The sequence below is a fragment of the Pseudomonas sp. REP124 genome (assembly GCF_020164475.1).
Classification (GTDB): Bacteria; Pseudomonadota; Gammaproteobacteria; order Pseudomonadales; family Pseudomonadaceae; genus Aquipseudomonas.
This window is the reverse complement of sequence record NZ_JAIQWX010000060.1, coordinates 1-26,488: the sequence shown is the minus strand read 5'-3', so window position 1 is coordinate 26,488 and position 26,488 is coordinate 1. Positions and strand designations below refer to the sequence as shown.

25 protein-coding genes and 1 pseudogene are annotated in these 26,488 nt (G+C 60.3%); 11 read left to right on the top strand and 15 right to left on the bottom strand.

From position 1 onward, the window contains the following. Positions 1-83 precede the first annotated feature (83 nt). A complete protein-coding gene (locus K9857_RS16120; RefSeq protein WP_224537370.1) occupies positions 84-260 on the bottom strand; it encodes a DUF6026 family protein in 177 nt (58 codons plus the stop codon). A 249-nt stretch (positions 261-509) separates the two neighbouring features. On the opposite strand from K9857_RS16120, the gene gnd reads away from it, so the two are divergent. Continuing rightward, the gene (gene gnd, locus K9857_RS16115) at positions 510-1,514 is read left to right on the top strand and encodes a phosphogluconate dehydrogenase (NAD(+)-dependent, decarboxylating) (protein WP_411961575.1); all 1,005 of its coding nucleotides are present in this window, start codon (positions 510-512) and stop codon (positions 1,512-1,514) included. After that, complete coding sequence (gene zwf, locus K9857_RS16110; RefSeq protein ID WP_224537367.1) at positions 1,511-3,034, top strand: glucose-6-phosphate dehydrogenase; 1,524 nt, start codon at positions 1,511-1,513, stop codon at positions 3,032-3,034. The genes gnd and zwf overlap by 4 nt, the downstream gene beginning before the upstream one ends. Positions 3,035-3,050: 16 nt before the next feature. Here zwf and K9857_RS16105 read toward each other — a convergent pair whose 3' ends face one another. Together K9857_RS16105 and K9857_RS16100 are read right to left on the bottom strand one after the other, a co-directional pair. After that, entirely contained in the window at positions 3,051-3,410 is a 360-nt protein-coding gene (locus K9857_RS16105; RefSeq protein ID WP_224537365.1) for an MmcQ/YjbR family DNA-binding protein, read from the bottom strand. Beyond that, positions 3,407-4,315, bottom strand: a complete 909-nt coding sequence (locus K9857_RS16100; protein WP_224537363.1) for a LysR substrate-binding domain-containing protein — start codon at positions 4,313-4,315, stop codon at positions 3,407-3,409. The genes K9857_RS16105 and K9857_RS16100 overlap by 4 nt, the downstream gene beginning before the upstream one ends. A 128-nt stretch (positions 4,316-4,443) precedes the next feature. Here K9857_RS16100 and K9857_RS16095 point away from each other — a divergent pair, with 128 nt between their 5' ends. Further along, positions 4,444-5,055: an FMN-dependent NADH-azoreductase gene (locus tag K9857_RS16095; protein ID WP_224537361.1), complete on the top strand. Its 612-nt coding sequence runs from the start codon at positions 4,444-4,446 to the stop codon at positions 5,053-5,055. Positions 5,056-5,233: 178 nt separating this feature from the next. Continuing rightward, complete coding sequence (locus K9857_RS16090) at positions 5,234-6,271, top strand: alpha/beta hydrolase family protein (protein WP_224537359.1); 1,038 nt, start codon at positions 5,234-5,236, stop codon at positions 6,269-6,271. A 141-nt stretch (positions 6,272-6,412) separates the two neighbouring features. Here the strand turns inward: K9857_RS16090 and K9857_RS16085 are convergent, their stop codons facing one another. After that, positions 6,413-7,600 carry an MFS transporter gene (locus K9857_RS16085; RefSeq protein ID WP_224537357.1) on the bottom strand — a complete coding sequence of 396 codons (1,188 nt, stop codon included), beginning with the start codon at positions 7,598-7,600 and terminating at the stop codon, positions 6,413-6,415. 223 nt (positions 7,601-7,823) lie between these two features. Then, complete coding sequence (locus tag K9857_RS16080) at positions 7,824-9,410, bottom strand: ABC-F family ATPase (RefSeq protein WP_224537356.1); 1,587 nt, start codon at positions 9,408-9,410, stop codon at positions 7,824-7,826. 378 nt (positions 9,411-9,788) lie between these two features. Here K9857_RS16080 and lpxO point away from each other — a divergent pair, with 378 nt between their 5' ends. Then, positions 9,789-10,688, top strand: a complete 900-nt coding sequence (lpxO, locus tag K9857_RS16075; protein WP_224537354.1) for a lipid A hydroxylase LpxO — start codon at positions 9,789-9,791, stop codon at positions 10,686-10,688. A gap of 126 nt (positions 10,689-10,814) precedes the next feature. On the opposite strand, the gene K9857_RS16070 is transcribed toward lpxO, so the two are convergent. After that, positions 10,815-11,636 carry a Ku protein gene (locus K9857_RS16070; RefSeq protein WP_224537352.1) on the bottom strand — a complete coding sequence of 274 codons (822 nt, stop codon included), beginning with the start codon at positions 11,634-11,636 and terminating at the stop codon, positions 10,815-10,817. A gap of 169 nt (positions 11,637-11,805) precedes the next feature. Here K9857_RS16070 and K9857_RS16065 point away from each other — a divergent pair, with 169 nt between their 5' ends. Together K9857_RS16065 and K9857_RS16060 are read left to right on the top strand one after the other, a co-directional pair. Further along, positions 11,806-12,147 (top strand): hypothetical protein, encoded by a 342-nt coding sequence (locus tag K9857_RS16065; protein ID WP_224537350.1) that lies wholly within the window; start codon positions 11,806-11,808, stop codon positions 12,145-12,147. Positions 12,148-12,191: 44 nt separating this feature from the next. Beyond that, positions 12,192-13,340 (top strand): PQQ-dependent sugar dehydrogenase, encoded by a 1,149-nt coding sequence (locus K9857_RS16060; RefSeq protein WP_224537349.1) that lies wholly within the window; start codon positions 12,192-12,194, stop codon positions 13,338-13,340. Between the two features lie 109 nt (positions 13,341-13,449). Here the strand turns inward: K9857_RS16060 and K9857_RS16055 are convergent. Further along, positions 13,450-13,893, bottom strand: a pseudogene (locus K9857_RS16055) (GNAT family N-acetyltransferase); the annotation flags it as partial. Between the two features lie 200 nt (positions 13,894-14,093). Between K9857_RS16055 and K9857_RS16050 the strand changes: the two are divergent. From K9857_RS16050 to K9857_RS16035, 4 genes are all read left to right on the top strand, one after another. Beyond that, positions 14,094-15,572: a RimK family protein gene (locus tag K9857_RS16050; RefSeq protein ID WP_224537388.1), complete on the top strand. Its 1,479-nt coding sequence runs from the start codon at positions 14,094-14,096 to the stop codon at positions 15,570-15,572. A gap of 7 nt (positions 15,573-15,579) precedes the next feature. Then, positions 15,580-16,503: a magnesium transporter CorA family protein gene (locus K9857_RS16045; RefSeq protein ID WP_224537347.1), complete on the top strand. Its 924-nt coding sequence runs from the start codon at positions 15,580-15,582 to the stop codon at positions 16,501-16,503. Between the two features lie 203 nt (positions 16,504-16,706). Then, positions 16,707-17,714, top strand: coding sequence for a threonine ammonia-lyase, biosynthetic (gene ilvA / locus K9857_RS16040; protein WP_224537345.1), 1,008 nt, complete (start codon positions 16,707-16,709; stop codon positions 17,712-17,714). 215 nt (positions 17,715-17,929) lie between these two features. After that, complete coding sequence (locus K9857_RS16035; RefSeq protein ID WP_224537342.1) at positions 17,930-18,202, top strand: DUF1652 domain-containing protein; 273 nt, start codon at positions 17,930-17,932, stop codon at positions 18,200-18,202. On the opposite strand, the gene K9857_RS16030 is transcribed toward K9857_RS16035, so the two are convergent. The 8 genes from K9857_RS16030 to K9857_RS15995 all read right to left on the bottom strand — a co-directional run bounded on the left by K9857_RS16030 (position 18,199) and on the right by K9857_RS15995 (position 26,432). Next, positions 18,199-18,606 (bottom strand): hypothetical protein, encoded by a 408-nt coding sequence (locus K9857_RS16030; RefSeq protein WP_224537341.1) that lies wholly within the window; start codon positions 18,604-18,606, stop codon positions 18,199-18,201. The genes K9857_RS16035 and K9857_RS16030 overlap by 4 nt on opposite strands. Positions 18,607-18,696: 90 nt before the next feature. After that, positions 18,697-18,969: a DUF2790 domain-containing protein gene (locus tag K9857_RS16025; RefSeq protein WP_224537338.1), complete on the bottom strand. Its 273-nt coding sequence runs from the start codon at positions 18,967-18,969 to the stop codon at positions 18,697-18,699. Between the two features lie 325 nt (positions 18,970-19,294). Beyond that, positions 19,295-20,239: a carbohydrate kinase family protein gene (locus K9857_RS16020; protein ID WP_224537386.1), complete on the bottom strand. Its 945-nt coding sequence runs from the start codon at positions 20,237-20,239 to the stop codon at positions 19,295-19,297. A gap of 13 nt (positions 20,240-20,252) precedes the next feature. Continuing rightward, entirely contained in the window at positions 20,253-21,749 is a 1,497-nt protein-coding gene (gene xylB / locus K9857_RS16015) for a xylulokinase (protein WP_224537336.1), read from the bottom strand. Positions 21,750-21,932: 183 nt separating this feature from the next. Beyond that, on the bottom strand, positions 21,933-23,405 hold the full coding sequence (locus tag K9857_RS16010; protein ID WP_224537335.1) for a mannitol dehydrogenase family protein: 1,473 nt from the start codon (positions 23,403-23,405) through the stop codon (positions 21,933-21,935). A gap of 15 nt (positions 23,406-23,420) precedes the next feature. Further along, entirely contained in the window at positions 23,421-24,524 is a 1,104-nt protein-coding gene (locus tag K9857_RS16005; protein WP_224537332.1) for an ABC transporter ATP-binding protein, read from the bottom strand. Positions 24,525-24,664: 140 nt separating this feature from the next. Beyond that, positions 24,665-25,495, bottom strand: a complete 831-nt coding sequence (locus tag K9857_RS16000; RefSeq protein ID WP_224537330.1) for a carbohydrate ABC transporter permease — start codon at positions 25,493-25,495, stop codon at positions 24,665-24,667. 10 nt (positions 25,496-25,505) lie between these two features. Continuing rightward, positions 25,506-26,432 (bottom strand): carbohydrate ABC transporter permease, encoded by a 927-nt coding sequence (locus K9857_RS15995; RefSeq protein ID WP_411961574.1) that lies wholly within the window; start codon positions 26,430-26,432, stop codon positions 25,506-25,508. Positions 26,433-26,488 lie beyond the last annotated feature (56 nt).

Genomic DNA, 26,488 nt, shown 5'->3' with positions numbered 1-26,488 from the left:
AATCTGGAGTGGTGGGGGTTCAAGCGTGTCGGAAGCAGGGCAATGCTGCTTCCGATTCAGGAGGATTCGATCAGAGGGGACGATCAGGCGTGGGGAGCACGTTGGGTCACGGGTAAGGGCTGTTGGCCCTGGATCATCAGGCGCAGCTGCGCGAGTTCCTGCTTCAACTGGTCGCGCTCGTCTTTCAACTGGCGCAGTTCTTCGCGACGGATAGTGACATAAAGGGTTTGTGCTGGCAGTGCGGTATGTACTGTGCCCATTGCTCACCTCGCAAATGGCGTGTTTCAACTGTAGGTCCGGCCCGATAATCGGTGCCTGATCTACTATCGGCGCCAATTCTGGTTTCTTTTGCCCGTGAAGGGAACTTTTTTATTTTTCACTGTCGCTGTGTCTTCGGCACGATTGCCGACGTTATCTGTCTGAATCGGGCACAATGCCCGGAAACTTCGCGCCAACGCTCTGGACTAACCTCAAGAGCCGCGTTGGGCTATAACCAATGACACACTTTTATTTGTAGTAGGGAGCATCAGCACATGCAACTCGGGATTATTGGACTGGGCCGCATGGGCGGCAATATCGCGCGGCGCCTGATGCTCAACGGCCATACCACCGTTGTGTACGACCGCAATACCGATTTTGTCGACGCCTTGAGCAAGGAAGGCGCCACCGGCGTCGCCGACCTGCCAGCTTTGGTCGCCGGCCTGGCCAAACCACGAGCGGTGTGGGTCATGCTGCCGGCAGGCGCACCGACCCAGGACACCATCGACACCCTGAGCACCTTGCTCGAACCCGGCGATACCATCATCGACGGCGGCAACACCTTCTATAAGGACGACATCCGCCGGGCCAAGACCCTGTCGGAAAAAGGCCTGCATTACATCGACGTCGGCACCTCCGGCGGCGTCTGGGGCCTGGAGCGCGGCTACTGCATGATGATCGGTGGCGATGACGCCACCGTTCGCCGTCTCGACCCGTTGTTCGCAACCCTGGCGCCGGGCATGGGCGAGATCCCCCGCACCAAGGACCGCAAGTCCGATGACGACCGTGCCGAGCGCGGTTACATCCACGCAGGTCCCGCCGGCGCCGGGCACTTCGTCAAGATGATCCACAACGGCATCGAGTACGGGATGATGCAGGCCTTCGCCGAGGGCTTCGACATCCTCAAGACCAAATCCAGCACCAATCTGCCGGAAGACCAGCGTTTCGACCTGAACGTTGGCGATATCGCCGAAGTCTGGCGCCGTGGCAGCGTGGTGTCCTCGTGGCTGCTGGACCTGACCGCCGATGCCCTGGCCAGCGACCCGAAACTCGACGGTTTCTCCGGTTCCGTGGCGGACAGCGGTGAAGGTCAATGGACCATCGAAGCGGCGATGGAGCAGGCGGTGCCTGTACCGGTGCTGTCGAACTCGCTGTTTGCCCGTTATCGCTCCCGCGGTCAGGGCACCTTTGGCGACAAGATTCTTTCGGCCCAGCGCTTCGGCTTCGGCGGCCATGTGGAGACTCCGAAAAAATGACCCATGCGATCCGCAGGAAATCCAAGGCTGACCCCGCGCCACCGACCACGCTGTTTCTGTTCGGCGCCCATGGTGATCTGGTCAAGCGTCTGCTGATGCCGGCGCTGTACAACCTCAAGCGCGACGGGTTGCTCGGGGATGGACTGCGGATCGTCGGCGTTGACCACAACGCCATCAGCGATGAAGGCTTCGCGAAAAAACTCGAGGACTTCATTCGCAACGAGGTGGCCAGCAAGGTCGGTAAGGGTGACCAGTCACTCGATCCGGAGTTGTGGGGCCAGCTCGCCAGGAACATCAGCTACGTCCAGGGCGACTTCCTGGACGACAGCACTTATCAGGCGCTGGCGGCGAAAATCGCCGACAGCGGCACGGGAAACGCGGTGTTCTACCTGGCCACCGCGCCACGCTTTTTCAGTGAAGTGGTGCGCCGTCTCGGCGCATCCGGGCTGCTCGAGGAAACCCCCGAGGCTTTCAGAAGGGTGGTGATCGAAAAGCCGTTCGGCTCTGATCTGCCGACGGCGGAAGCCCTGAACGCCTGCCTGCTCAAGGTCATGACCGAGAAGCAGATCTATCGCATCGACCACTATCTGGGCAAGGAGACGGTGCAGAACATTCTGGTCAGCCGCTTCTCCAACAGCCTGTTCGAGGCGTTCTGGAACAACCATTACATCGACCACGTGCAGATCACCGCGGCGGAAACCGTCGGTGTGGAAACCCGTGGCAGTTTTTATGAAGTCACCGGCGCCTTGCGGGACATGGTGCCCAATCACCTGTTCCAGCTGCTGGCGATGGTGGCCATGGAGCCACCGGCGGCGTTTGGCGCCGATGCGGTGCGTGGCGAGAAGGCCAAGGTGGTTGGCGCGATCCGTCCCTGGTCGGTGGAAGAGGCCAGGGCCAACTCCGTGCGTGGTCAGTACACCGCCGGCGAAATCGATGGCAAATCCCTGCCGGGTTATCGTCAGGAGGAGCGGGTGTCACCTGACAGCAACACCGAAACCTACGTGGCCCTCAAGGTCATGATCGACAACTGGCGCTGGGTCGGCGTGCCGTTCTATCTGCGTACCGGCAAGCGCATGAGTGTGCGTGATACCGAGATCGTGATCTGTTTCAAACCGGCGCCTTATGCGCAGTTTCGTGATACCGAAGTCGATGAATTGGCGCCTACCTATCTGCGGATTCAGATCCAGCCCAATGAAGGCATGTGGTTCGATCTGCTGGCCAAGCGGCCGGGGCAGACCTTGAAGATGGACAACATCGAGCTGGGCTTTGCCTACAAAGACTTCTTCGAAATGCAGCCATCCACTGGGTACGAGACGCTGATCTACGACTGTCTCACGGGGGATCAGACGTTGTTCCAACGGGCCGACAATATTGAAAACGGCTGGCGTGCGGTGCAGCCGTTTCTTGATGCCTGGCAGCAGGATGACACGGTGCAGGGGTATGCGGTGGGAGAGGATGGGCCTGAGACTGCCGAGGAGTTGCTGACGCGTGATGGGCGTGTTTGGCATGGACTCGGATAAGCGACAGGCTGCAGGCCTAAAGCAGCAATCCGACCTGCGTCCGCTTGGGCAATCTGCTGACTACCAATTGATGCGAGCGCTGCAATAACCCGCGCAATTCCTCGGCACCCAGCGGATAGGGCGTTTGCATGATGATCCACTGGGCCCGTGCCAGATACGGCGCTGGATGGATGCCCGGCCGGTCGCAATGCCCCAGGAAGAGGTCCTTGTCGACCTTGAAGGCCAACGATTCACCCCGCAGGTTCTGCAAGGCGAACATTTTGTTTCCGGCAATCGAGAACACCCGCACGCCGCCCCATTTGTAGTCTTCCCGTGCTCCCGGCAGGGCGAGGCAGAATTGGGCGACGTCTTCTTCGCTCATGCGTTCGGGTTTCATATCAGGCGGTCCCCGCAGGCATTGAAGGTTTCGATCAGGTGGTCGAGCCAGGCCCGTACGGCGGGCATCACGCCGCGTCGGTGCGGGTAAACCGCTTGTAGCCAGCCACCGGGGAGGGACCATTCGGGCAGCAATTGAACCAGCGAGCCATCGGCCAGTTCCTGTTCGCAGTACATCATCGGCAGCGTGGTGAACCCCTGGCCGGCAAGGGCGCAGGTTTTACGCACGATGAAATCGTCGATGCCCAATCGGGCCTCAAGGGCCAGGTCGTAGTGTTTACGCTGCTGGTCCACCAGGCGAATGTGCACCAGCCGATCCGGTTCCAGGGCGCCCAGAACCGGGAGATTTTTCAAGTCGTCCGGATGGTTGATGACTTGTCCGTGAAGAAACGACGGGCTGGCCACCATGAGCATCTGCGCCTGGCGCAGGCGGCGGGTGACCAGCAAGGGGTCTTCATCGCCGGGCTCGCGTACGCGCAGGGCGACGTCGACGCCTTCGGTGACCAGATCGACGCGGCGGTTGACCAGCATCACTTCCAGTTGCACTTGCGGGAATTTCTCCAGGAACCGGCTGATCACGCCGGGCAGCATTTCATGAGCCAGGCCGACGGGGGAGGAGACCCGCAGGCGGCCACGGGGCTCGCTGGACATGCTGGCCACGGCTTCGTCGGCCATTTCCGCTTCCAGCAGCATCGCCTGACAGTGGCGCAAGTAGCGCTCGCCCACGGCGGTCAGCTTGAGCTGGCGGGTGGTGCGTTGCAGCAAGCGCGCGCCCAGGCGCTCTTCCAGTTCGGCAATGCGCCGCGATAACCGCGATTTAGGAATCCCCAGCAAACGCCCAGCCGCCGCGAAGCCGCCGGCTTCGACCACCTTCGCAAAATAGTAGAGATCGTTAAGATCCTGCATCGTCAACACCAGATCGTTCTATCAATGGGACAAACTATCGCATTGTCGCAGTCTAATCAGTTATTGGTTTGCTCTGTAGGATTGTTTCCATCAGATCGCCAGCGGCGATCCTCACCTGGAGATCCCACATGAAACTGCTGCATATCGATTCGAGCATTCTTGGCGACAACTCGGCTTCCCGTCAGTTGAGCGGTGAAGTGGTCAAAGCCTGGCAAGCCGCCGAACCAAGCGCCGTGGTGACTTACCGCGACCTGGCCGCTGATGCCATCAGCCACTTCTCCTCGACCACTCTGGTCGCGGCCGGCACCACCGCTGAACTGCGCAACGCCGCACAACAGCACGAAGCCGAGCTGAGCGCCCAAACCCTGGCTGAGTTCATCGCTGCCGATGCCGTCGTGATTGCAGCACCGATGTACAACTTCACCATCCCGACTCAATTGAAAGCCTGGATCGACCGCATCGCCGTTGCCGGTCAGACCTTCCGCTACACCGAAGCCGGCCCTGAAGGCCTGTGCGGTGGCAAGAAGCTGGTGATCGTTTCGACTTCCGGCGGCATTCACGCCGGCCAGGCGAGCGGTGTTGCCCACGAGGAGTACCTGAAAGTGATGTTCGGCTTCCTGGGTATCACCGACATCGAGTTCGTCCGCGCTGAAGGCCTGGCCTACGGTGATGAAGTTCGCAACAACGCAATGAGCGCCGCTCACACGAAAATCAGCGAGCAACTGTTCGCCGCCGCGTAAGGCTTGCGTAAAGCCGTAAAACGGCACAGGCAAACCTCCAAAAAACTCTGTATTCTGATCACGCAAGTGCCAGATGCAGAGTTTTTTGTTTCTAGCCATTACACATTTGCTGAAACAGTGGCCCGGGTTATGCAGTCGAGGGGATACGTCTTCGATCCGGTAACAGGTGAGGCATCCCATGATGCGTCTTTGTGCGACTTTACTGATTTGCCTGTTCAGCAGCCTGAATTCAGTGCACGCCGCCCCTGCGCCCCATCCTCACTGGAGCGTCGGCTATCACGAGCTGAGCTTTCTCGATCCGCTCGATCTGCAGCCGATGCGCGCCATCGCGTTCTATCCTTCCAGCGAAAAAGAGCACACCAGCAAGCTCGAGGGCTACAACGTCGAGGCCGGTGAAGACACCAAGGTGGCCATGGGCCGCTTCCCCATGCTGATGCTGTCCCACGGCAATACCGGAACCCCATTGGCCCTGCATGACTTGGCGACGTCTTTGGCGCGCAAAGGCTTCGTCGTGGTGGCGGTGATTCATCCGGGGGACAACTCCAAGGACCACAGCCGCCTGGGCACCCTGAGCAATCTTTACGGTCGGCCGATCCAGATTTCCGAAGCCATCACCGCGACTCTGGGCGATCGCATGCTTGCGCCATTCGTCAATGCCGAACAGGTCGGGGTCATCGGTTACTCGGCCGGGGGCGAGACGGCGTTGATACTCTCCGGCGCCACGCCGGACCTGGATCGCCTGCGTCGTTACTGTCAGGAACGCCCAGACGACCGCGATGCCTGCAATACCCAGGGTGAACTGATCGTCGACCGTGACGACCTGCAGCCGGTGGCCGACCCGCGGGTGCATGCGCTGTTGCTGATGGCGCCGCTGAGCTTGAAGTTCGGTCGCCATACCCTGGCTGACGTGCATGTGCCGGTGCTGCTGTACAGCGGCGATGGCGACAAATTGGTGTCCCTGGACAAGAACGCCGCGGCGCTCGCGCGCAAACTGCCGGTGGCGCCGGACTTCAAGCTGCTGGCCGGGGCAGGGCACTTCGTCTTCATGGCACCCTGCAACGATGAACAGATCGTCATCATGCCGGCACTGTGCACCGATGCCGATGGCGTCGACCGCGAGGACATTCACCGCAACCTGATTACCGAGGCCGGGCGCTTCTTCTCGCGTACTTTGGGCAGATCAACCCGGGCTGGAATGCAAACTGCCGATCAATAAGCTGCCTGCTTGAAACGCAATCAACTGTGGGAGCGAGCCTGCTCGCGATAGATATCCAAGGCCCCGCGTTCAGTCAGTCCGCACGCGTTTTCGTTGGCGATTATCGCGAGCAGGCTCGCTCCCACAGGGGCAACATGAGGTTCAGACGCTGGCCCGATGTTTGAGCAGCAACGTCAACCCAAGCGCCCCAATCGACAACAACGCCGCAATGAAGAAAATCCACGAATACCCCAGATTCAGCGCCACCGCCCCCATCAACGGCCCGGCAATCGCCAGCGCCAGATCGAAAAACACCGCATAGGCACTCAAACCCGCGCCACGGCTGGAGTTGGGCACCTGCTTGATTGCCTCCACGCCAAGCGCCGGATACACCAGCGACAGACCAAATCCGGTGAGCCCTGCGCCAATCAAGGCGTAGCCTGTCGAGGGCGCGAGCCAGAGCAGTGCCAGACCCAGAGTCTCGATGGTCATACAGGCGATAGCCGAGCTGAACCCGCCGAAACGACTGATGCTGGAGATAAACAGCAACCGCGCCAGAATGAAGCACACGCCGAAAACCGTCAGGCAGTAGGCAGCGCCGGTCCAGCCGCGATTGAGGTAATACAGGGTGATAAAGGTGGTCAGGGTTCCGTAGCCGATTGAGGCCAGGCTCAGGCTGGCACCGAACGGCGCAATACGCCCGAACACCGCCCAGAACGGCAGGCGTTCACCGCGCACCACCGGCACCGAGGGCTTGTTGCGAATCAGCAGCAAGGCCATTGCGGCCAGCAGCGACAGCGCAACGCCCAGGCTGGCGAACCCCAGCTGCGCCACCATCACCACTCCAAGTGGCGCACCAATGGCAATTGCGCCATAGGAAGCGATGCCGTTCCAGGAAATCGACCGCGCCGTGTGCTCGGCCCCCACCTGGCCCATGCACCAACTGATGGTGCCAACGCCGATCAGGCCCTGGGCGATCCCCAACAGCACGCGCCCCGCGATCAATATCAGCAGGCTGAGCAACGGCAGGCTCTGCAACAGCGTCGACAACAACGTCAGCACGCCACTGAGGACGATGCCCGACAAGCCGTAGATGATCGCGCGCTTGGTGCCCACGGTGTCGGACATGCGCCCGGCCATGGGCCGGCTGAGCAGGGTGGCCAGGTATTGCGAACCGATGGTGAACCCGGCGATGACCGCGCTGAACCCGAGTTGCTCGTGCACATAGCCGGGCAATACCGCGATCGGCAGGCCGATGCAGAGGAAGGCGATGAAGGTGTAGAAGACGATGGAGACGATCTGCAGGGTGATCGCCATGGAGCTTTGCGGTGGGTGTTGCTGCGCAGACATGAGGACTCGTTCGCGGGCGGCGGTGGGAGAGCTGCATGATGGCGCGGGGGAGGAAGAAATGAAAGCAGGCTAACGATATTTCCTGCGACCTACAGGCATTCACGTCCCCCTTGTAGGAGCGAGCTTGCTCGCGATGGACGCCCGGACAACGCGGTCATTCAAGCTTCCCGCGTTATCGTTCGCCACCATCGCGAGCAAGCTCGCTCCTACAGTGGGGAGATGTTTAGAACACTACACCCTGGCTACGCAGGTAATCATCGTAAGTGCCGCTGAAGTCAGTCACCCCATTCGGGCTCAGCTCGATGATGCGGGTGGCCAGGGACGATACGAACTCGCGGTCGTGGCTGACGAAGATCAGCGTGCCCGGGTAGTTCTCCAGCGCCAGGTTCAGCGCTTCGATCGATTCCATGTCCAGGTGGTTGGTCGGCTCGTCCATCACCAGTACGTTCGGCTTTTGCAGGATCAGCTTGCCGAACAGCATGCGGCCTTGCTCACCACCGGAAATCACCTTGACCGACTTGAGGATCTCGTCGTTGGAGAACAGCATCCGGCCCAAGGTGCCGCGAATCATCTGCTCGCCCTGGGTCCACTGGCCCATCCAGTCGAACAGGGTGACGTCGTCTTCGAAGTCGTGAGCGTGGTCCTGGGCGTAGTAGCCCAGCTCTGCGCTTTCGGTCCACTTCACCGAGCCGGCATCCGGGGTCAGCTCACCCATCAGGGTGCGCAGCAGGGTGGTCTTGCCGATGCCGTTCGGGCCGATGATCGCCACGCGCTCCCCGGCTTCGACGGTGAAGCTGAAGTTCTTGAACAGGGTCTTGCCTTCGAAGCCCTTGGACATTTTCTCCAGGGTCACGGCCTGACGGTGCAGCTTCTTGGTCTGTTCGAAACGGATGAACGGGCTGACACGGCTCGATGGCTTGACCTCGGCCAGCTGGATCTTGTCGATCTGCTTGGCGCGGGAAGTGGCCTGCTTGGCTTTCGAGGCGTTGGCCGAGAAGCGGCTGACGAAGGTCTGAAGCTCCGCGATCTGGGCTTTCTTCTTGGCGTTGTCCGACAGCAGTTGCTCGCGGGACTGGGTCGCCGCGGTCATGTACTCATCGTAGTTGCCCGGGAACAGGCGCAGCTCACCGTAGTCCAGGTCGGCCATGTGAGTGCAGACGCTGTTGAGGAAGTGACGGTCGTGGGAAATGATAATCATGGTGCTGTTACGCGCCGTGAGAATGGTTTCCAGCCAGCGAATGGTGTTGATGTCCAGGTGGTTAGTCGGTTCGTCGAGCAACAGCACTTCAGGATTGGAGAACAGCGCCTGGGCCAGCAGGACCCGCAGTTTCCAGCCCGGCGCGACTTCAGTCATCGGACCGAAGTGCTGTTCCAGCGGAATACCCAGGCCCAGCAGCAGTTCACCGGCACGGGATTCGGCGGTGTAGCCATCCATTTCGGCGAATTCGGTTTCCAGTTCCGCCACGGCCATGCCGTCTTCTTCGCTCATTTCCGGCAGCGAGTAGATGCGGTCGCGCTCGGCCTTGACCTTCCACAGTTCCTCGTGACCCATGATCACGGTGTCGATGACGGTAAATTCTTCGTAGGCGAACTGGTCCTGGCGCAATTTACCCAGACGCACGTTCGGCTCGAGCATGACCTGGCCGCCGGATGGCTCGAGGTCGCCGCCGAGGATTTTCATGAAGGTCGACTTGCCGCAACCATTGGCGCCGATCAGACCGTAACGGTTGCCGTTGTTGAACTTGACCGAAACGTTTTCGAACAGCGGCTTGGCGCCGAACTGCATGGTGATGTTAGCTGTAGAGATCAAAGGTTTTTCCTGCGAAGCATTCAGAGTAGCCAGGGTGCGGAGTACCGCGCTTGGCCCGAGTCGAAGTGCGCTGAAGCCGGGACATTTCCCGTCAGCAACCAAGGAGGGCGCAAAGTTTGGCGGCGATTGTACTGGTCTGGCACTTTAAACGATAGGGCAATGAGGTCGCCGCGACGCCAAGCGGTACTGACGTACAGATTTTGGTTGTTATAGGTTAACTATTGGTTACAAACTGTGGCTAAAATGCCATCCATTACCAAATACGGTGATTTGGCAAGGCTCAGGGAAGGCCGACCAGGCTCGATTGCAGACGCTGCACAAGCCCCTTGGCCGCACGCAGGGGCGCAGTTTGTTCACTTCTGACATGTGACGATTTCCGTGAAACTCATCATTGCCGCTATCTATGTTGTTTCCATTGCTTACGTGCACTTGCGCGGTCGCGTGCGCCACAAACTGGGCCGCCAACTGAGCGACCACTCGACGTTTCTGGCGCCGATCAACTGCTTCCTCTATCTGTTCTCGAAAATCCCCAACAAGCCTTACCTCGATCCGGCGGATTTCCCTGACCTGAGTCCGTTGCAGAAACACTGGGAAGAGATTCGCGCCGAAGGCCAGAACCTGCTGCATGCCGGTGAGATCAAGCGTTCGAACCAGTATGACGATGTCGGCTTCAATTCGTTCTTCAAGACCGGCTGGAAGCGTTTCTACCTCAAGTGGTACGGCGACAGTCACCCGTCTGCGATGAAGCTCTGCCCGCGCACCACTGAACTGGTGCAGAGCATCGGCTCGATCAAGGCGGCGATGTTCGCAGAATTGCCACCGGGCTCGAAACTGGTGCGCCACCGTGATCCGTATGCCGGCTCTTACCGCTATCACCTGGGCCTGGAAACGCCCAACGATGCCGGTTGCTACATCAACGTCGACGGCGAGAACTACCACTGGCGCGACGGCGAAGCGGTGATGTTCGACGAGACCTTCATTCATTACGCGGAAAACACCACCGACAGGAACCGCATCATCCTGTTCTGCGATGTCGAGCGGCCGATGAAATATCGCTGGGCGGCGGCCTTCAATGGCTGGTTCAGCCGCAACGTGATGTCGGCGGCCGGTGCGCCGAACGAGGCGGGAGACAAGACAGGCGGAATCAACCGTCTGTTCGGCAAAATCTACAAGATTCGCCTGCGGGGCAAAGAGCTGAAGAAGCGCAATCGCAAGCTCTATTACCTGGAGAAATGGGCGATTTTTGGTGGTTTGCTGGCGATCTTCATCCTCATCTGAATACACCACAACCCCTGTAGGAGCGAGCATGCTCGCGATGGTCGTCAACGATAACGCTGGCGGCCTGATGCCCTGCGGTGTTCTTGCGTGCATCGCGAGCATGCTCGCTCCTACAGGGGGTCGCATTCACTTCGAGGCTTTCTTCTTGGCTTTCGGCGCCTTGCCCCCCAGGCTGCGCTTGAGCAACTCGGTCAAATCGATCACATCCGCCGTCTTGCGCGCTTCCTCGCCGGTATCGGTTTCCACATCCTCGATCTTGCCCTCGTGGGCCTTCTTGTCCACCAGCGCCATGATCTTGTCCTCGAACTCGTCCCGGTAATCCTCCGGCGACCACTTCGAACTCATGTCCTGTACCAGCCGCTTGGCCATGTCCAGTTCGCCTTTGGCCAGGGTCGGCTTGGTCACGTCCGGACCCAGGGCCAGTTCATCCAGGCTGCGCACTTCTGCCGGCCAGCGCAGTTTCACCAGCACCAGCGCCGATTCCAGCGGCATCAACGCCGCCAGATATTGACGGGTGTGCAGCACCACCCGGGCGAGGGCGACCTTGTTGGTCTTGATCAGGGTTTCTCGCAACAGCGCATACACCTTGCCACCGCGTTTATCCGGCGCCAGGTAATAAGGCGTGTCGATGTTCTGCAGCGGGATCTCTTCGCTATCGACGAAGGAAAAAATATCGATGGTCTGGGTCGACATCGGGTGTGCCGAGCGGATTTCCTCTTCACTGAGCACCACATAGCGGCCTTTTTCGTAGGCGACGCCTTTGACGATATGCTCCTTGGTGACTTCCTTGCCGGTGACCTTGTTCACCCGCTTGTAGCCCACCGGCTCCATGCTGCGGCTGTCCAGCCAGTCGAAATCAACGCCTTGTGAAGATGTCGCCGAGACCAGCGCGACAGGGATATGCACCAGCCCGAAACTGATCGCGCCTTTCCAGATTGCCCGCGCCATGGTCGCTTACTCGAAAGTGATGTTCTGGTGACCCTGGGCCTTTGGCAAAAGTTTCAGTGAGGTGTAGCCCCCTGCAAATGTCGTGTTACAGGTTTTGTTTAACAAATCCGAACCCCAGGCGTAGCGTGATATCGAAGTCCTTATCCACGCATTCGTCGAGAGGCTCCCCATGAACCGATGCGTAACCGGCGCCATTGTGCTGGCCTTGAGCGGCGTGCTCGGCCAGCAGACCCTGGCGCAAGAGCTGTCGCCGCCGATAACGCTGCAGCTTGCCCAGAGTCTGCCCAACAGCGGCAACAACAATCCCTACAACAGTCCGATCCGCCGGGCCAACCCCAACAGCATGCAGGGCACCCAACCCAGCGCGCCAGCGGTTCGCGGGCCCAACACCGTGCCGGTGCCGCGTCCACCGACCCTGGACAACGGCGGCATCGGCAACCGCTACCCGCAAAGTCAGCCGGCTCCCGCGAGCCCTCCAAAGTTCATCCCCAATCCGCCGCCCCGCAATTGAGAAACAGGGCTGTCGAGCCACTCCCATGACATAAGGAATCGTGCATGTTGCGTAAAACCCTTCTGGCCACCTTCTGTGCCGGCGCATTGATCACCGTGGTGCCCGTTTTGGCGGCATCCTCCCAGGAAATGAACAGCGAGCAGGGCACCCTGGAAGTGACACCCATTGTCCAGGGTCTGGAGCATCCCTGGGCGCTGGCCTTTCTGCCCGATCGCAAGGGCATGCTGGTCACCGAACGGCCGGGTAACCTGCGGCTGGTGAGCGTCGATGGCAAGCTGTCCGCGCCTATCGATGGCGTGCCCAAGGTCTGGGCCAAGGGGCAGGGCGGTTTGCTGGATGTGGCGCTGTCGCCGGACTTCAGGCAGGACCGCACCGTTTACCTGTCCTACGCCGAAGGTGGCGGCGAGGGTGGGACGGCGGGCACGGCCGTCGGCCGCGGGCAGCTGTCGGACGATCTGAAGAGCCTGAAGAATTTCACGGTGATTTTCCGCCAGGAGCCGAAATTGTCGGTAGGCAACCATTTCGGCTCGCGCCTGGTGTTCGATCGCAATGGCTATCTGTTCATCACCCTGGGGGAAAACAACGACCGCCCGACCGCCCAGGATCTCGACAAGCTGCAAGGCAAGATCGTGCGGATCTATCCGGACGGCAAGATCCCGGATGACAACCCCTTCGTCGGCCAGCCCGGCGTGCGCCCGGAGATTTGGGCCTACGGCGTGCGCAATCCGCAGGGCGCCGCGCTCAACCCGTGGAACGGGGTGCTTTGGGAGAACGAACACGGCCCCCGTGGCGGCGACGAGGTGAACATCATCGAGCGCGGCAAGAATTACGGTTGGCCGCTGGCCACTAACGGCATCAACTATTCAGGCCAGCCGATCCCGGAAGCCAAGGGCAAAACCGCCGTGGGTACCGTCAACCCGCACCATGTCTGGGAAAAATCCCCGGGGGTAAGCGGCATGGCGTTCTATGACGGGGACCGTTTCAAGGCCTGGCAGCACAATGCGTTTATCGGCGCGCTAGTGAGCCAGGAATTGATTCGCCTTCAGTTCGATGGGGACCGGGTGGTTCACGAGGAACGGTTGCTGGGCGAGCTGAACAAGCGCATTCGCGATGTGCGGCAGGGGCCCGACGGTTACTTGTACGTGCTGACCGATGAAGACAATGGCGGGCTTTACAGAATCGGCCTGAAATAACCGCGATCCCCTGTAGGAGCGAGCATGCTCGCGATGGTTGCATGAACACCGCGGGGTATCAGATGCCCAGCGTTATCGTTAACGACCATCGCGAGCATGCTCGCTCCTACAGGGATTTGTTCATGCGCAATGCATCGATGTTGTCTTGATAAAAAGCAGGGATCGAGCCGAATTTCCGGTAGCCATGACGCTCATATAGCGCGATGGCCGCCGGATTGTCGACCCGCACCTCCAACCGCAAACCAGTGCATTTGCGCTCCCGGGCACAAGCCTCCACGCGCTCAAGCAAACCTCTGCCCAAGCCTTTCCCCCGTGCCCGCTCGCCAATGGCGATCGAATACAGCCGCGCTACAGATCGGCTTCGATGAAACAGCACCACCGCGTAACCCGCCAGTTCCTCCCCGTACTGAGCCACCAGCAATCGCCCGTTGGCACCTTCGATCATCCATCGAAAACTGCTGCGGCTCAGCCGGTCCGTGCTGAAACACTGCTCTTCCAACCGCAGTAACTCAGGCAAATCCTCCAACAACGCCAAACGAAACAACGTACTCATATGACCGCCGTAAAAGTTGCGTAACGAAACGAGACTTTCGAAAAAGTTCGTGCTTAATAGAAAAGGTCTTGTTCTCCAACGGATCAATTTCTATGTCAGCGGTACAGGGTCATTGGCGCGAAGTATCCGGGCAAACTTTGCCGGCAGCAATCACTGGTTCAACTTATTTGAATAACGCGAATAAAGCTTCCAGCCAGTTGATGATCATCGTCGAACGCAAGGAAGACTGGGCATCGTATTTCCCCAGCGAGGACATCGTCACGGCCCAGGAATACCTGGAACAGACCGCTGACAGCGAGCCGGGCAAGCGTGTTCAGGTGATCAACCTGTGCCGCAGCTACAAGTATCTGGGGCACGGCTATTACTGCTCGTTGCTGGCCGAGGCTCGCGGACACAAGGTCATTCCGTCAGTGCGAACCATCAGCGAACTGACCCGAAAATCCCTTTACGGGTTGGCACTGGACGATCTGGATAAAACCCTCGAAAAAACCCTCAGCCACCACGCTTACAGTGACACTGAAGGTTTTACCCTGACACTTTATTTCGGCAAGACCAATATCGAGCCCTTGCAGGATCTGGCCCGTCAATTATTTGAAGTATTTGCCTGTCCAATATTGCTGGTTGAATTCAAACGAACTAACGGATGGCACATCGAAGGCATCAAGTCTGGCGCCTTGCACAAGTTGCGTGAAGATCAGGAAGACCAGTTTGCCCTTTCACTGGACAGTTTCAGCCGCAAAATCTGGCGCATGCCCAGGTCGCGACGTCTGGCCCGATACGACCTGGCAATCCTGCACGATCCCCAGGAAGCCTTGCCGCCGTCGAACCCCAGAGCCCTGGCGAATTTTGTCAGGGTCGGCAAGACGCTGGGCATCGACGTCGAGCTGATCGAACGCAAGGATTACTCCCGGATTGCAGAATACGACGGCCTGTTGATTCGCGAGACCACCAGCGTCGACAACCACACCTACCGCTTCGCCAAGAAAGCCGAGAGCGAAGGGCTGGTGGTGATGGACGATCCGGCGTCGATTCTGCGTTGCACCAACAAGGTCTATCTGACCGATCTGCTCAGGAGCCACCAACTGGGCATGCCGGCTACCGAAATCCTCTACAAGGAACGGCCGCAGGATTTCGAGCGGGTCGGCGAACGCCTGGGGTTTCCGCTGGTACTGAAGATTCCCGACGGCTGTTTTTCCCGGGGCGTGATCAAGGTGGAAAGCCAGCAGGCGCTGCTCGAAGCCACCGCCGAACTGTTCGAGCATTCGGTGCTGTTGCTGGCTCAGGAGTTTTTCTACACCGAATACGACTGGCGCATCGGCGTGCTCAACCGCAAACCGATCTTTGCCTGCCAGTACTTCATGTCCCGGGGGCATTGGCAGATCTACAACCACAAGGCCAAGGGCCAGGACATCAATGGCGAATGTCGTACCCTGGCGGTTCACGAAGCACCGCGGGCGGTGGTGGAACTGGCGGTGAAGACCGCCAACCTGATCGGTGACGGGCTCTACGGGGTCGACCTCAAGCAGTCCGGCGACAAGGTGGTGGTGATCGAGGTCAACGACAACCCGAACCTGGATGCCGGCATCGAAGACGCCTACCTGCAGGACGACCTGTATGGGTTGGTACTGGAAGAATTCGTGCGTCGCCTGGAACTCAAACGTCGCGGCCAGGCCTGGTGAGTAATCGATGATCAAGAGCTTTCAATTGGCAGATGGTGCCTTGCACGCCGTCGAACGGCTGGACGCCGAGGTGCTGCTGTTCAGCAATCCCGACGCCGGAGAAAGAGACCTGCTGCACAGTCACTTCAAACTCGATGAACACGCGCTGGCTTCGGCGCTGGACCCGGATGAGGTCTCGCGCATCGAGTTCCACCCCGACAACCTGTTCCTGATCTGGAAGCGCCCGGAAAACTACTCCGGTGCCGACAGCCTGGCCTTTGAAGTGTCGTCCTGCGGGCTGCTGTTCTGCCCGGGTCGCTTGCTGGTGATCGCCACCGACGATGCACCGCTCAACGGACTGGGCAGGCATCAGCCGCTGACGACGCCGCTGGATGTTTTGCTCGACCTGTTGCTCAACAACGTCCATCACTACCTGGGGCATCTGAAGGTCATCAAGCTGGTCGCCCGGGAGCTGCAACAGAAATTCAACGCCTCGATGCAGAACCAGCACCTGATCCAGATGTTCAATTTGAGCGAAAGCCTGATCTATTACATCAACGCGATCCACAGCAACGGCGCGGTGCTGACCCGGCTGCGCAATCACGCGGAAAAGGAGCGCTTCGGCGCCCATGCCATCGGCCTGATCGACGACCTGATCATCGAAAACAACCAGTGCTACAAACAGGCGGAGATCTACTCGACAGTGTTCTCCGGGCTCATCGAAGCCCGGGGCAACCTGATGAACAACAGCATGAATAACCTGCTGCGCAAACTGACCTTGATCAACGTGGTGTTCCTGCCGCTGAACCTGGTGGCGAGTATCGGCGGGATGTCGGAGTTCAGCATGATGACGGCGGGCACGCCGTGGTGGGTGTCCTATCCTTCGTTTCTACTGGCCATGATGTTGGGAGCCGGAGTGATGGTCGTGGGGCTCAAACGCCTGGCGAAGTGAGGGCTGGATAAATTGGTCGTTGACTTGCAATCGGCGCCCGGCTAACTTCCGGGCATGACTTTCACCGTACTGCGCTGCCAGCCAAGCATTATTACCGCCATTCCTCATTTGGCGGGCTAGCTCACGACTGCAGCACCCAACCCGCCCTCGAGGCGGGTTTTCACTTTCTGTCTCCCGGGTTTTTGACCAACAAGGAGATGGCCATGAACAATACTGCCCAACAATCCCTGCTTGAACACTACGTCAAAAAGATCCTCGCGGCCCCCGTCTACGAACTGGCTGTGCGTACGCCGCTGCAACCGGCGCCGGCGTTGTCTCTGACGTTGGGCAATCAGATCCTGCTCAAGCGCGAGGATCTGCAACCGACCTTTTCCTTCAAGATCCGCGGTGCCTACAACAAGCTGGTAAATCTGAGCGAAGAACAAAAGGCCCGTGGCGTAATCACCGCTTCGGCGGGCAATCACGCTCAAGGTGTGGCGCTGGCGGCGCGGGAGTTGGGGATCGAGGCCACCATCGTGATGCCCGCGACCACGCCGGAACTGAAGGTGGGCGGCGTGCGCAGTCGCGGCGCCGAGGCGCGGCTGCACGGTGAAAGCTTTCCGTTTGCCCTGGAGCAGGCGCTTGTGCTGGCCGAGCAGACCGGAAAGACCTTCGTGTCGCCCTTCGATGATCCGGATGTGATCGCCGGGCAGGGCACCGTGGCCATGGAAATTCTGCGCCAGCATCAGGGCGCGCTCGACGCGATTTTCGTGCCGGTGGGCGGCGGAGGGCTGATCGCCGGGATCGCGGCCTACGTCAAATACCTGCGACCTGAAGTGCGCATCATCGGCGTGGAGTCGGAGCATTCCGCCTGCTTGCAGGCAGCGTTGCAGGCGGATACGCGGGTCGCCTTGCCAGCGGTGGGCACTTTCGCCGATGGCGTGGCCGTCGCGCAGATCGGGGAATACGGATTCGAGGTCTGCATGTTTTGTGTGGACGAGGTGCTGACCGTCAGCAACGACGAGTTGTGTGCCGCGATCAAGGACATCTACGACGATACCCGCTCGATCACCGAGCCCTCTGGCGCGCTGGCGGTGGCGGGGATCAAGAAGTATGTGGGGAAGACCGGAGTGAAGGGGCGGACGCTGGTGGCGATCGATTCGGGGGCGAACATCAACTTCGACAGTTTGCGCTATGTTGCCGAGCGCGCCATGAGCAGCGCCGTGGCGTGAAGGCAGGAGCATGCAAATTGCAGGGCCGTAGGAGGCATTTCTTGCAATTTGCATGGCGGTTTTTGTGAAGCGATCGGCTAAACCCTTGATTTACCGATGAGCTGCACGGCGAAATTCAAGGCATGAATTATGCTCTAGCTTTCTTGAGCTGGCCGGGATGACAAACGAGTCAGTGCCGATAGTTGTTTGGCAGTTTTATTAAGGAGAGGTTCGCCATGTTTCTTTCTGCCCTGGAACTTCGCAACATCATTGAGAGCAGTTTTTTGCCGAAACGCTGCCAATGCACGCTGTCGCCTGACTTGTCCATGACCGTGAAAGTGTACGCCGACGGAGATACCGACCAGTTGGAGTTAATGAGGACCGGCATCAATGCCCAGCGCCTCACAGGCTGTCGGGAAATCAATAATCTGATTGCTGAACTGCGTACCGAAATTCAACATCAATACATTGCACCGGTACACAGCCCAGCGATGCGCAGAGCGCTTTAATCCGCGGTTTCAGTTCGGGTTTCAAGTTCGACCGACACGCGCCGGGTCTGGAAAAATGCCAGACCCAGCGCCAGTTCCACACCCACCGCAACCAGGATGCCTGGACCGGCATGGCCGTTGAGCCATTCGCCGAAGCCTAGTATCGCCAGCCCCCAGCAGCCAACCATGAAGGCATTGCTCAGCGCATTCCGCGTCTGGGATTGCGCTTCGTTACGCAGCAGAAAGAACATCAGGGCGAGGACCATGAACAGCACGGCCATGCGTCGTGAGATGAGGCCGGAAGCGAGGGAGTATTCGATATCCCAGGTGGCCAGTATCCGGTCGGGCGCGAAGCCCCAGACAAGCGCGAGAAACAAACAAAGTGCGGCGGTAAAAGTTGACAACGTCCTGAACGAAAACTGCATAGCTGATCCTTGCGGCAGTGAGGGTGGCGCTAGAGCATAGCGTCAGAACCCTCACTCGAATACTGCAAGGTGCTATTTCAGACTTTTCCGTCAGTTTTGATAACTGCATGCGTAGGAAAGTTTTCTATAGGCAAGCTCTGCCGGTTTGCCGGTCTGGGTGTCGATGTATTGCATGGTTGCCGTGACCACCTCGCAGTCCAGCGTGTCGGGTTCGGACAGGGCGATGACCTTGCCTACGTGCAGCGGCAGGCCGTAGTGGTAGGAGGGTATGGCCGAGGAGGAGGTGGTGTCGCCGGTCTGGGCCATGGCGGCAAACGGCGTGCAGGCGAGGGCGGCGCAAAGCAGCAGGGCGCGTGAGTTCATGAGGTTATCTCCAATGCAGGCAAAAGTAGGTTCGACGTGGCGTCGAACTTGCCGCACTGGTCAACAGAGTGATGGCATCCGATAGCACTGAAGGCGTGCGGTCCATTCATCATTTAAGGCCACGGTTAAACATCCGTTAAGCCATCGGCGTGCCACCTGTCGCATTTGCCACTACCGTCCGGCGGACAAGGCCCTGCCTGCCAGCGTTATCGTTGACGACCATCGCGAGCAGGCTCGCTCCCACAGGGTTTGATGGTGCTCACAAATCTGTGTTCCACCATCGACCACTGTGGGAGCGGGCTTGCCCGCGAAGAGGCCTGTGAGGTCAGCGAAGTTCCAGCTGATGCCGATAAGGCAAATCCGGCCCGGTCTTGCCGCAGGTCAGCGCGGCGGCGCGGACTGCGAATCGGGCCATGTCGTCGATCTGCTGGCGGCTGAGCTGGCGCACGCCTTCCACCGAATCCAGCTGCTGCTCGGTCAGCCACGCAATCAGTGCCGCCTGGAAGGTATCGCCGGCGCCCACGGTATCGGCGATCTGCACCGGTTGCGCCGGCACCGACCACGAGCCGTGTACCCGGCTGAACACCGTTGCACCGTCGCCGCCACGGGTCAGGAATACCACCTGACAGCGGTGCTGCAACCATCCTTCGATCACCTGTGCAGGCGCTTGATCCGGATAGAGCAAATGCAAATCCTCATCGCTGACCTTGATCAGATCCGCATGCTCGACCAGCGTGGCAATGCGCGAACGCCACAGTTCGATGTCCGGCTGCGGATTGAGCCGCACATTCGGATCGAGGCTGATCAGGCGCTGCCCGCTTTCGCGCTGCACCAACGCCAACAAGGTATCGGCGATCGGCTGTACGACCAGCGAAAACGACCCGAAGTGCAAGCCGCGCACTTCGGGCCCAAAGGTCGGTAGATGTTCGACCTGCAACTGCCGATCCGCGCAGCCTTCGCCACGGAAGCTGTACTGCGGCGAGCCATTGGCGCCCAGCGCGACCATCGCCAGGGTGGTTGGCGCGGCAAAATCCAGCAGGTAATCGGTGCGCACGCTTTCGTCCTGCAACACCTTGAGCAGACGCCGGCCCAGATAGTCGGTGGACAGCCCGGCAAACAGCGCCGCGTCCACGCCCAGGCGGCGCAGACCCACGGCAACGTTGAACGGCGAACCGCCGGCAATCGCCTTGAAGTTCACTTGCGAAACCAGACCGCTGGCGTCGTTGTTACTGAAAAAATCGAACAGCGCTTCGCCACACACCAGATACATATTCATTCACTCTTCAAAGGGTTGCGACATGCTGTCGGTAGCGCTCGTAGGCCTGTTGCGCGGCGGCCACGTTCTCGGCAATCGGCCGGGTTTCGCTGGCGACATCGAGTTTGACGCAACGCTCGCACAGCGCCTGCAGGCTTTCTTCCTGTCCATTTGACCCAGAGGTGCACCACGCTGCCTGAATCGCCGCGCCAAGTGCGGCGGCTTCACTCTGTTCGGTGCAGATGACCGGCGTATCCATGATGTCAGCGACGATCTGCCGCCAAACCGGGCTTTTCGAGCCGCCGCCGATCAGGCAGATGCTGCGGCTTTGTAAGCCATTGTGACGCAGCAGGTCCAGCCCGTAGCGCAATCCGAAGGTGGTGCCTTCGACCACTGCCCGGCACAGGTTGGCCCGGGTCAGGTTGCTCGTGGTCAGGCCGTGCAGGCTGCCGGTGGCTTGGGGCAGGGCCGGGACGCGTTCGCCGTTGAGAAATGGCAACAGGCTCACGCCTTCGCAGCCGATGGGCGCCTGGGCCACCAGATCGTTGAAGCTTTCGAGATCCAGATCGAGCAATTCGCGAATCGCACCGGTGGCGTTGGTCAGGTTCATGGTGCAGATCAACGGCAGCCAGCCGCCGGAGGATGAGCAGAAGGTCGCCACCGCCGCGTCCGCGCTGACCTTCGGCGAGTCGGCATAGGCGTACACCGTGCCGGACGAGCCGAGGCTCATGGTGATCGCCCCGGGCTGAATGTTGCCGGTGCCGATGGCGCCCATCATGTTGTCGCCGCCGCCGCTGGACACCAGCGCGTTCGGGTTGATGCCCAGGTGCGCGGCGATTTCCGGTAGCACGGTGCCGACGACGGCCTGCGCATCGATCAGCTCCGGCAATGCTGATTGCAGGCGCCCGCTGGGGTCGATGTGCCTCAGCAACTGCAGGTCCCACTGACGGCTGCGCACGTTGAAATAACCGGTGCCCGAGGCATCACCGTATTCGCTGCAACTGCGGCCGGTAAGCCAGAAGTTCAGGTAGTCGTGGGGCAGCAGGATGCGGGCGATGCGCGAGAAGACCTCGGGGTGCTGTTCCCTGGTCCACAGCAGTTTCGAGACGGTGTAGCCGGGGGCGATGACCACGCCCAGGCGCTCCAGCGAACCTTGCTCACCACCCAGGTGTTGCAGCAGGCGATCATTTTCAGCCGTGGTTTCGGTATCGCACCAGAGCTTGGCCGGGCGCAGGACCTGGCCCTGATCGTCGAGCAGGACCAGGCCGTGCTGCTGACCGGAGACGCCGATGCCGAGGATGTCCTTGCCGTCGACGCCGGCGGCCAGCAAGGCGCGGCGGGTGGCCAGGGTGAGTGCGTCCAGCCACTGCGCCGTGTCCTGCTCGCGCCGGCCATTGGCGCCGCTGATCATGGTGTGCGCCGCGGCGCCCAGGCCCAGGACCTCGCCGCTTTGGGCATCGAGAATCAGGGCTTTGGTGCCCTGGGTGCCGCAGTCGATGCCGAGGAATAGTTGTTGGTTTGACATGGGAATCCTTGAGGCGTCAGGTCGATATCAGTTCAGGATCAAAATAAGCGGTGACTGTCAGGCCGCCTTCGCGGGCAAGCCCGCTCCCACAGAGGTTGGTGTTGGAATACAGATTTGTGCAAGACACTGAACCCTGTGGGAGCGGGCTTGCTCGCGAAGACGGTAGTCGACTCACCACCGCATTCAAGCCAGCACCCGCTCCAGCGTTCCCGTCACTCCATGTTCCCGCAAGCTGTTGCAACACCACTCGAACGCCGCCACAAACTCCGCCGAACGCGGAATCGCCGTGCCGAAAATCTCCTCCACCGCCAACAATCGCTGGGTAATCAACGCATCATCGGCCACCAGCGCCTGGCAGAACGTCGCCCTTGGATCGGGAATGCTGTAAGTGTCGCCGTTCTCGTCCACCCCCTTCAAATACAACGCCCAGGCCGCCACCACCAGCGCCGCACGCTTGGTATCCCGACCATCCGCGATCAACCGGTTGATGGTTGGCACCGTGAACTTGGGAAACTTCGACGACCCGTCCGAACACACCCGCTCCAACTGGTCGGCAATCGCCTGATTGGAAAAACGCTCAACCAGGGTGTTCTTGTATTCAGTCAGATCAATCCCCGGCACCGGCGACAATTGCGGGGTCACGTCCAGATCCATGTAGGCGCGCATGTAGCGCACGAACAGTGGATCGTTCATGGTCTCGTGGACGAAGCGGTAACCCTTGAGAAACCCCAGGTAAGTCAGGGCCAGGTGGCTGCCGTTGAGCAGTTTGATCTTCATTTCTTCGTATGGCGTGACGTCGTCGGTGAACTGCACGCCGACCTTTTCCCAGGCCGGGCGGCCGTTGACGAACTTGTCTTCCAGCACCCATTGCACGAACGGCTCGCAGACCACCGGCCAGGCGTCGTCCACGCCGTGGCGGTCGGCCAGTTGCAGGCGATGCGCGGTGCTGGTCATCGGCGTGATGCGGTCGACCATGGCGTTGGGGAAGCTGACGTTGGTAGCGATCCAGTCACGCAGATCGGCGTCGCGCAGCGCGGCGAAAGCCAGCAGGGCCTTGCGGGTGACGGCGCCGTTGTGCGGCAGGTTATCGCAGGACATCAAGGTGAAGGCCGGCGTGCCCGCGGCCCGGCGCTTGGCCAGCGCGGCGCAGAGGAAACCGAACACGGTTTTCGGTGCGTGCGGATTGGCCAGGTCATGCTGGATCTGCGGCAGATGGGCCATGAATTCGCCGTTGCTGTCGTCGATGCAGTAACCGCCTTCGGTGATGGTCAGCGAGACGATGCGGATCTGCGGATCGGCGAGCTTGTCGATCAGCGCCTGGGCATTGTCTTCGGCCAGCAGCATGTCGCGAATCGAGCCGATCACCCGCACTTCGGTGTCGTCGTTGTCCCCCAGTTCGAACAGGGTGAACAGGCAGTCCTGGCCGTGCAGGTCGTCGTGGGCGCGACGGTCCTCGGCGCGCAGGCCGAGCCCGCAGATGGCCCAGTCCAGGCCTTCGCCCAGGTTCATCAGCGCGTCGGTGTAATACGCCTGATGAGCGCGATGGAAGCCGCCGACGCCGATATGGGCGATGCCCTGACGGGTGTCGCTGAGGGTGTAGGCGGGCAGGACCACCTCGGGGGCGAGACGGTTGAGGTTTTGTTTGTTGAGTTTCATACAGGCTCTCTGAAATCAGGCGGCAACGCGCAGCGGACGGGCAAGCGCCACGCCGTCGGCATCGAACAAATGGCAGTGCTCGGCATCCAGGTGCAGGCTCAGGGTTTCGCCGTAACGGCTGGCCAGATCCCCACGCACTCGCATGGTCAGGGCCTCGCCGGACGAGGTCCGTACGTGGCAGAAGGTGTCGCTGCCCAGGCGCTCGCTGATGTCGGCGGTGACCTGCAAGGTGCAGTCGCCGGGTTTGGCCAGCTCCAGGTGCTCCGGACGAATCCCCAGGGTCACCGCGCCGCCGACGCTGAGGTTGGCGCCGCTGAACGGCAAGCTGATGCGGGTGCCGGCATCCAGCGTCACTTCGCAGCCCTGGCTGTCGATGCTGCTGACTCTGCCCTTGAGGAAGCCCATTTTCGGCGTGCCGAGAAAACCCGCGACGAACAGGTTGGCCGGGTGGTGATACAGGTCCAGGGGCGAGCCGACCTGCTCGATCTTGCCGCCATTGAGCACTACGACCTTGTCGGCCATGGTCATGGCTTCGACCTGATCGTGGGTCACGTAGATCATGGTCGCTTGCAGATCCTTGTGCAGGCGCAGCAGTTCCAGGCGCATCTGCACTCGCAGGGCGGCGTCGAGGTTCGACAGCGGTTCATCGAACAGGAAGATTTTCGGGTTGCGCACGATGGCCCGGCCGATGGCCACGCGCTGACGCTGGCCGCCGGACAATTGCTTTGGCTTGCGCTCAAGCATCGGACCCAACTCGAGGATGCGCGCCGCTTCGCCGACTTTCTTCTCCACTTCGGCCTTGGACACGCCGGCCAGATCGAGGGCGAAGGACATGTTCTTGCGCACGCTCATGTGCGGGTACAGGGCGTAGGTCTGGAACACCATCGCCAGGTCGCGCTTGGCCGGGCTGACTTCGGTGATGTCGCGGCCATCGAGCTCGATGGTCCCGCCGCTGACTTCTTCCAGCCCGGCGATCAGGCGCAGCAGTGTGGACTTGCCGCAGCCGGACGGGCCGACGAAGACCACGAATTCCTTGTCGTTCACCTCAAGGTCGATGCCCTTGATGATGGAAAAGCCTTCGAAGCCTTTTTGCAGGTTCTTGATTTTCAGGTTGGCCATGGTGGTGGGCCTCCTATTGTTTTTGCTCTTGGTGGGAGCGGGCTTGCTCGCGAATGCGGTGTGTCAGCTACATCTTTGTTGACTGACACTCCCTCTTCGCGAGCAAGCCCGCTCCCACAGGGGATTTGTGTAGGGCTGGCCTATTTCACTGCACCGAACGAAAGACCACGCACCAGCTGCTTCTGGCTGAACCAGCCAAAGATCAGGATCGGCGCGCAAGCCAGGGTCGAGACCGCCGACAACTTGGCCCAGAACAGCCCTTCAGGACTCGAATACGAGGCGATCAGCGCGGTCAGTGGCGCGGCTTTCGACGAGGTCAGGTTCAGCGACCAGAACGCCTCGTTCCAGCACAGGATCAGCGACAGCAGCACCGTGGACGCCAGGCCGCCCTTGGCGATCGGCAGCAGCACCCGCAGCATTTCCTGGGCCAGGGTGGCGCCGTCCAGGCGGGCGGCTTCGAGGATGTCCTTGGGGATGTCCTTGAAGTAGGTGTAAACCATCCAGACTACGATCGGCAGGTTGATCAGGGTGTAGATCACGATCAGCGCGATACGCGTATCGAGCAGGCCGAACTGCTTGGCCAACAGGTAGATCGGCATCAGCACGCCCACCGGCGGCAGCATCTTGGTGGAGAGCATCCACAGCAACGTGCCCTTGGTGCGCTGGGTTTCGTAGAACGCCATCGAGTAGGCCGCCGGTACCGCAATCAGCAGGCACAGGGCGGTGGCGCTGAAGGAAATCACCACCGAGTTCCAGGCGAAGCTCATGTAATCGCTGCGTTCGTTGATGTGCAGATAGTTCTCAAGCGTCGGCGTGAAGATGAACTGCGGCGGCGTGGCGAACGCGTCGATTTCGGTCTTGAAGCTGGTCAGCACCATCCAGAAGATCGGGAAAAAGATCAGGATCGCGATGGCCCAGGCCAGGGTGCCCAGCAGCAGGCTTTGCAGGCGACGGGATTGTTGTAGGGTCATGGCGCGGGCCTCAGGCTTTGTCTGTCAGGTTTTTGCCAATCATCCGCACCAGGATGATGGCCGCGATGTTGGCGATCACCACCGCGATCAACCCGCCCGCCGAGGCCATGCCGACGTCGAACTGCACCAGCGCCTGGTTGTAGATCAGGTAGGCGAGGTTGGTCGAGGCGTAGCCGGGGCCACCGTTGGTGGTGGTGAAGATTTCGGCGAACACCGAGAGCAGGAAGATGGTTTCGATCATCACCACCACCGCGATCGGCCGTGCCAGATGCGGCAGGGTCAGGTGCCAGAAAATCGCGATGGGCCCGGCACCGTCCAGGCGCGCGGCTTCTTTCTGTTCCTGGTCGAGGGACTGCATGGCGGTCATCAGGATCAGGATCGCGAAAGGCAGCCACTGCCACGAGACAATGATGATGATTGACAGCAGTGGATAGTGCGCCAGCCAGTCAACCGGCTCTGCGCCGAACAGCTTCCAGACGTAGGCGAGGATTCCCGACACCGGATGGAAAATCAGGTTCTTCCAGATCAGCGCGCCGACGGTGGGCATGATGAAGAACGGCGAGATCAGCATCACCCGGACGATGCCACGACCGAGAAAGTCTGAGGCCTCGAGCAGGGCGCTGATCAACACCCCCAGCACCACACTGATCAGCAGCACGCTGCCCACCAGCAGCAGAGTGTTGGTGGCGCCGGGCATGAAGCCCGAGTCGGTCAGGAAATAAGTGAAGTTCTCCAGCCCCACGAATTCGTTTTCGCCGGGGTAGAGCAGGTTGTAGCGGATCATCGAGAAATAGACGGTCATGCCCAGCGGCACGATCATCCACAACAGCAGCAACGCCACCGAAGGGCTGACCAGAAACCAGCCGGGGTTGGCCACCCGGCTTTTGCGCAGCGGCTGGGGGATGTCCATGTGGGCTTTGGCGGTTGATGTGTTCATGGCATTAAAACCGGTAGAGTGCGTGACACCTGTAGGAGCGAGGCTTGCCCGCGAAT

What these genes read in the sequence shown, in the direction of transcription:
- K9857_RS16120 (WP_224537370.1), bottom strand. Translation starts at nt 260, where the DNA reads ATGGGCACAGTACATACCGCACTGCCAGCACAAACCCTTTATGTCACT.
- zwf (WP_224537367.1), top strand. Translation starts at nt 1,511, where the DNA reads ATGACCCATGCGATCCGCAGGAAATCCAAGGCTGACCCCGCGCCACCG.
- K9857_RS16105 (WP_224537365.1), bottom strand. Translation starts at nt 3,410, where the DNA reads ATGAAACCCGAACGCATGAGCGAAGAAGACGTCGCCCAATTCTGCCTC.
- K9857_RS16100 (WP_224537363.1), bottom strand. Translation starts at nt 4,315, where the DNA reads ATGCAGGATCTTAACGATCTCTACTATTTTGCGAAGGTGGTCGAAGCC.
- K9857_RS16095 (WP_224537361.1), top strand. Translation starts at nt 4,444, where the DNA reads ATGAAACTGCTGCATATCGATTCGAGCATTCTTGGCGACAACTCGGCT.
- K9857_RS16090 (WP_224537359.1), top strand. Translation starts at nt 5,234, where the DNA reads ATGATGCGTCTTTGTGCGACTTTACTGATTTGCCTGTTCAGCAGCCTG.
- K9857_RS16085 (WP_224537357.1), bottom strand. Translation starts at nt 7,600, where the DNA reads ATGTCTGCGCAGCAACACCCACCGCAAAGCTCCATGGCGATCACCCTG.
- K9857_RS16070 (WP_224537352.1), bottom strand. Translation starts at nt 11,636, where the DNA reads ATGGCGCGGGCAATCTGGAAAGGCGCGATCAGTTTCGGGCTGGTGCAT.
- K9857_RS16065 (WP_224537350.1), top strand. Translation starts at nt 11,806, where the DNA reads ATGAACCGATGCGTAACCGGCGCCATTGTGCTGGCCTTGAGCGGCGTG.
- K9857_RS16060 (WP_224537349.1), top strand. Translation starts at nt 12,192, where the DNA reads ATGTTGCGTAAAACCCTTCTGGCCACCTTCTGTGCCGGCGCATTGATC.
- K9857_RS16050 (WP_224537388.1), top strand. Translation starts at nt 14,094, where the DNA reads ATGATCATCGTCGAACGCAAGGAAGACTGGGCATCGTATTTCCCCAGC.
- K9857_RS16045 (WP_224537347.1), top strand. Translation starts at nt 15,580, where the DNA reads ATGATCAAGAGCTTTCAATTGGCAGATGGTGCCTTGCACGCCGTCGAA.
- ilvA (WP_224537345.1), top strand. Translation starts at nt 16,707, where the DNA reads ATGAACAATACTGCCCAACAATCCCTGCTTGAACACTACGTCAAAAAG.
- K9857_RS16035 (WP_224537342.1), top strand. Translation starts at nt 17,930, where the DNA reads ATGTTTCTTTCTGCCCTGGAACTTCGCAACATCATTGAGAGCAGTTTT.
- K9857_RS16030 (WP_224537341.1), bottom strand. Translation starts at nt 18,606, where the DNA reads ATGCAGTTTTCGTTCAGGACGTTGTCAACTTTTACCGCCGCACTTTGT.
- K9857_RS16025 (WP_224537338.1), bottom strand. Translation starts at nt 18,969, where the DNA reads ATGAACTCACGCGCCCTGCTGCTTTGCGCCGCCCTCGCCTGCACGCCG.
- K9857_RS16020 (WP_224537386.1), bottom strand. Translation starts at nt 20,239, where the DNA reads ATGTATCTGGTGTGTGGCGAAGCGCTGTTCGATTTTTTCAGTAACAAC.
- xylB (WP_224537336.1), bottom strand. Translation starts at nt 21,749, where the DNA reads ATGTCAAACCAACAACTATTCCTCGGCATCGACTGCGGCACCCAGGGC.
- K9857_RS16010 (WP_224537335.1), bottom strand. Translation starts at nt 23,405, where the DNA reads ATGAAACTCAACAAACAAAACCTCAACCGTCTCGCCCCCGAGGTGGTC.
- K9857_RS16005 (WP_224537332.1), bottom strand. Translation starts at nt 24,524, where the DNA reads ATGGCCAACCTGAAAATCAAGAACCTGCAAAAAGGCTTCGAAGGCTTT.
- K9857_RS16000 (WP_224537330.1), bottom strand. Translation starts at nt 25,495, where the DNA reads ATGACCCTACAACAATCCCGTCGCCTGCAAAGCCTGCTGCTGGGCACC.
- K9857_RS15995 (WP_411961574.1), bottom strand. Translation starts at nt 26,432, where the DNA reads ATGAACACATCAACCGCCAAAGCCCACATGGACATCCCCCAGCCGCTG.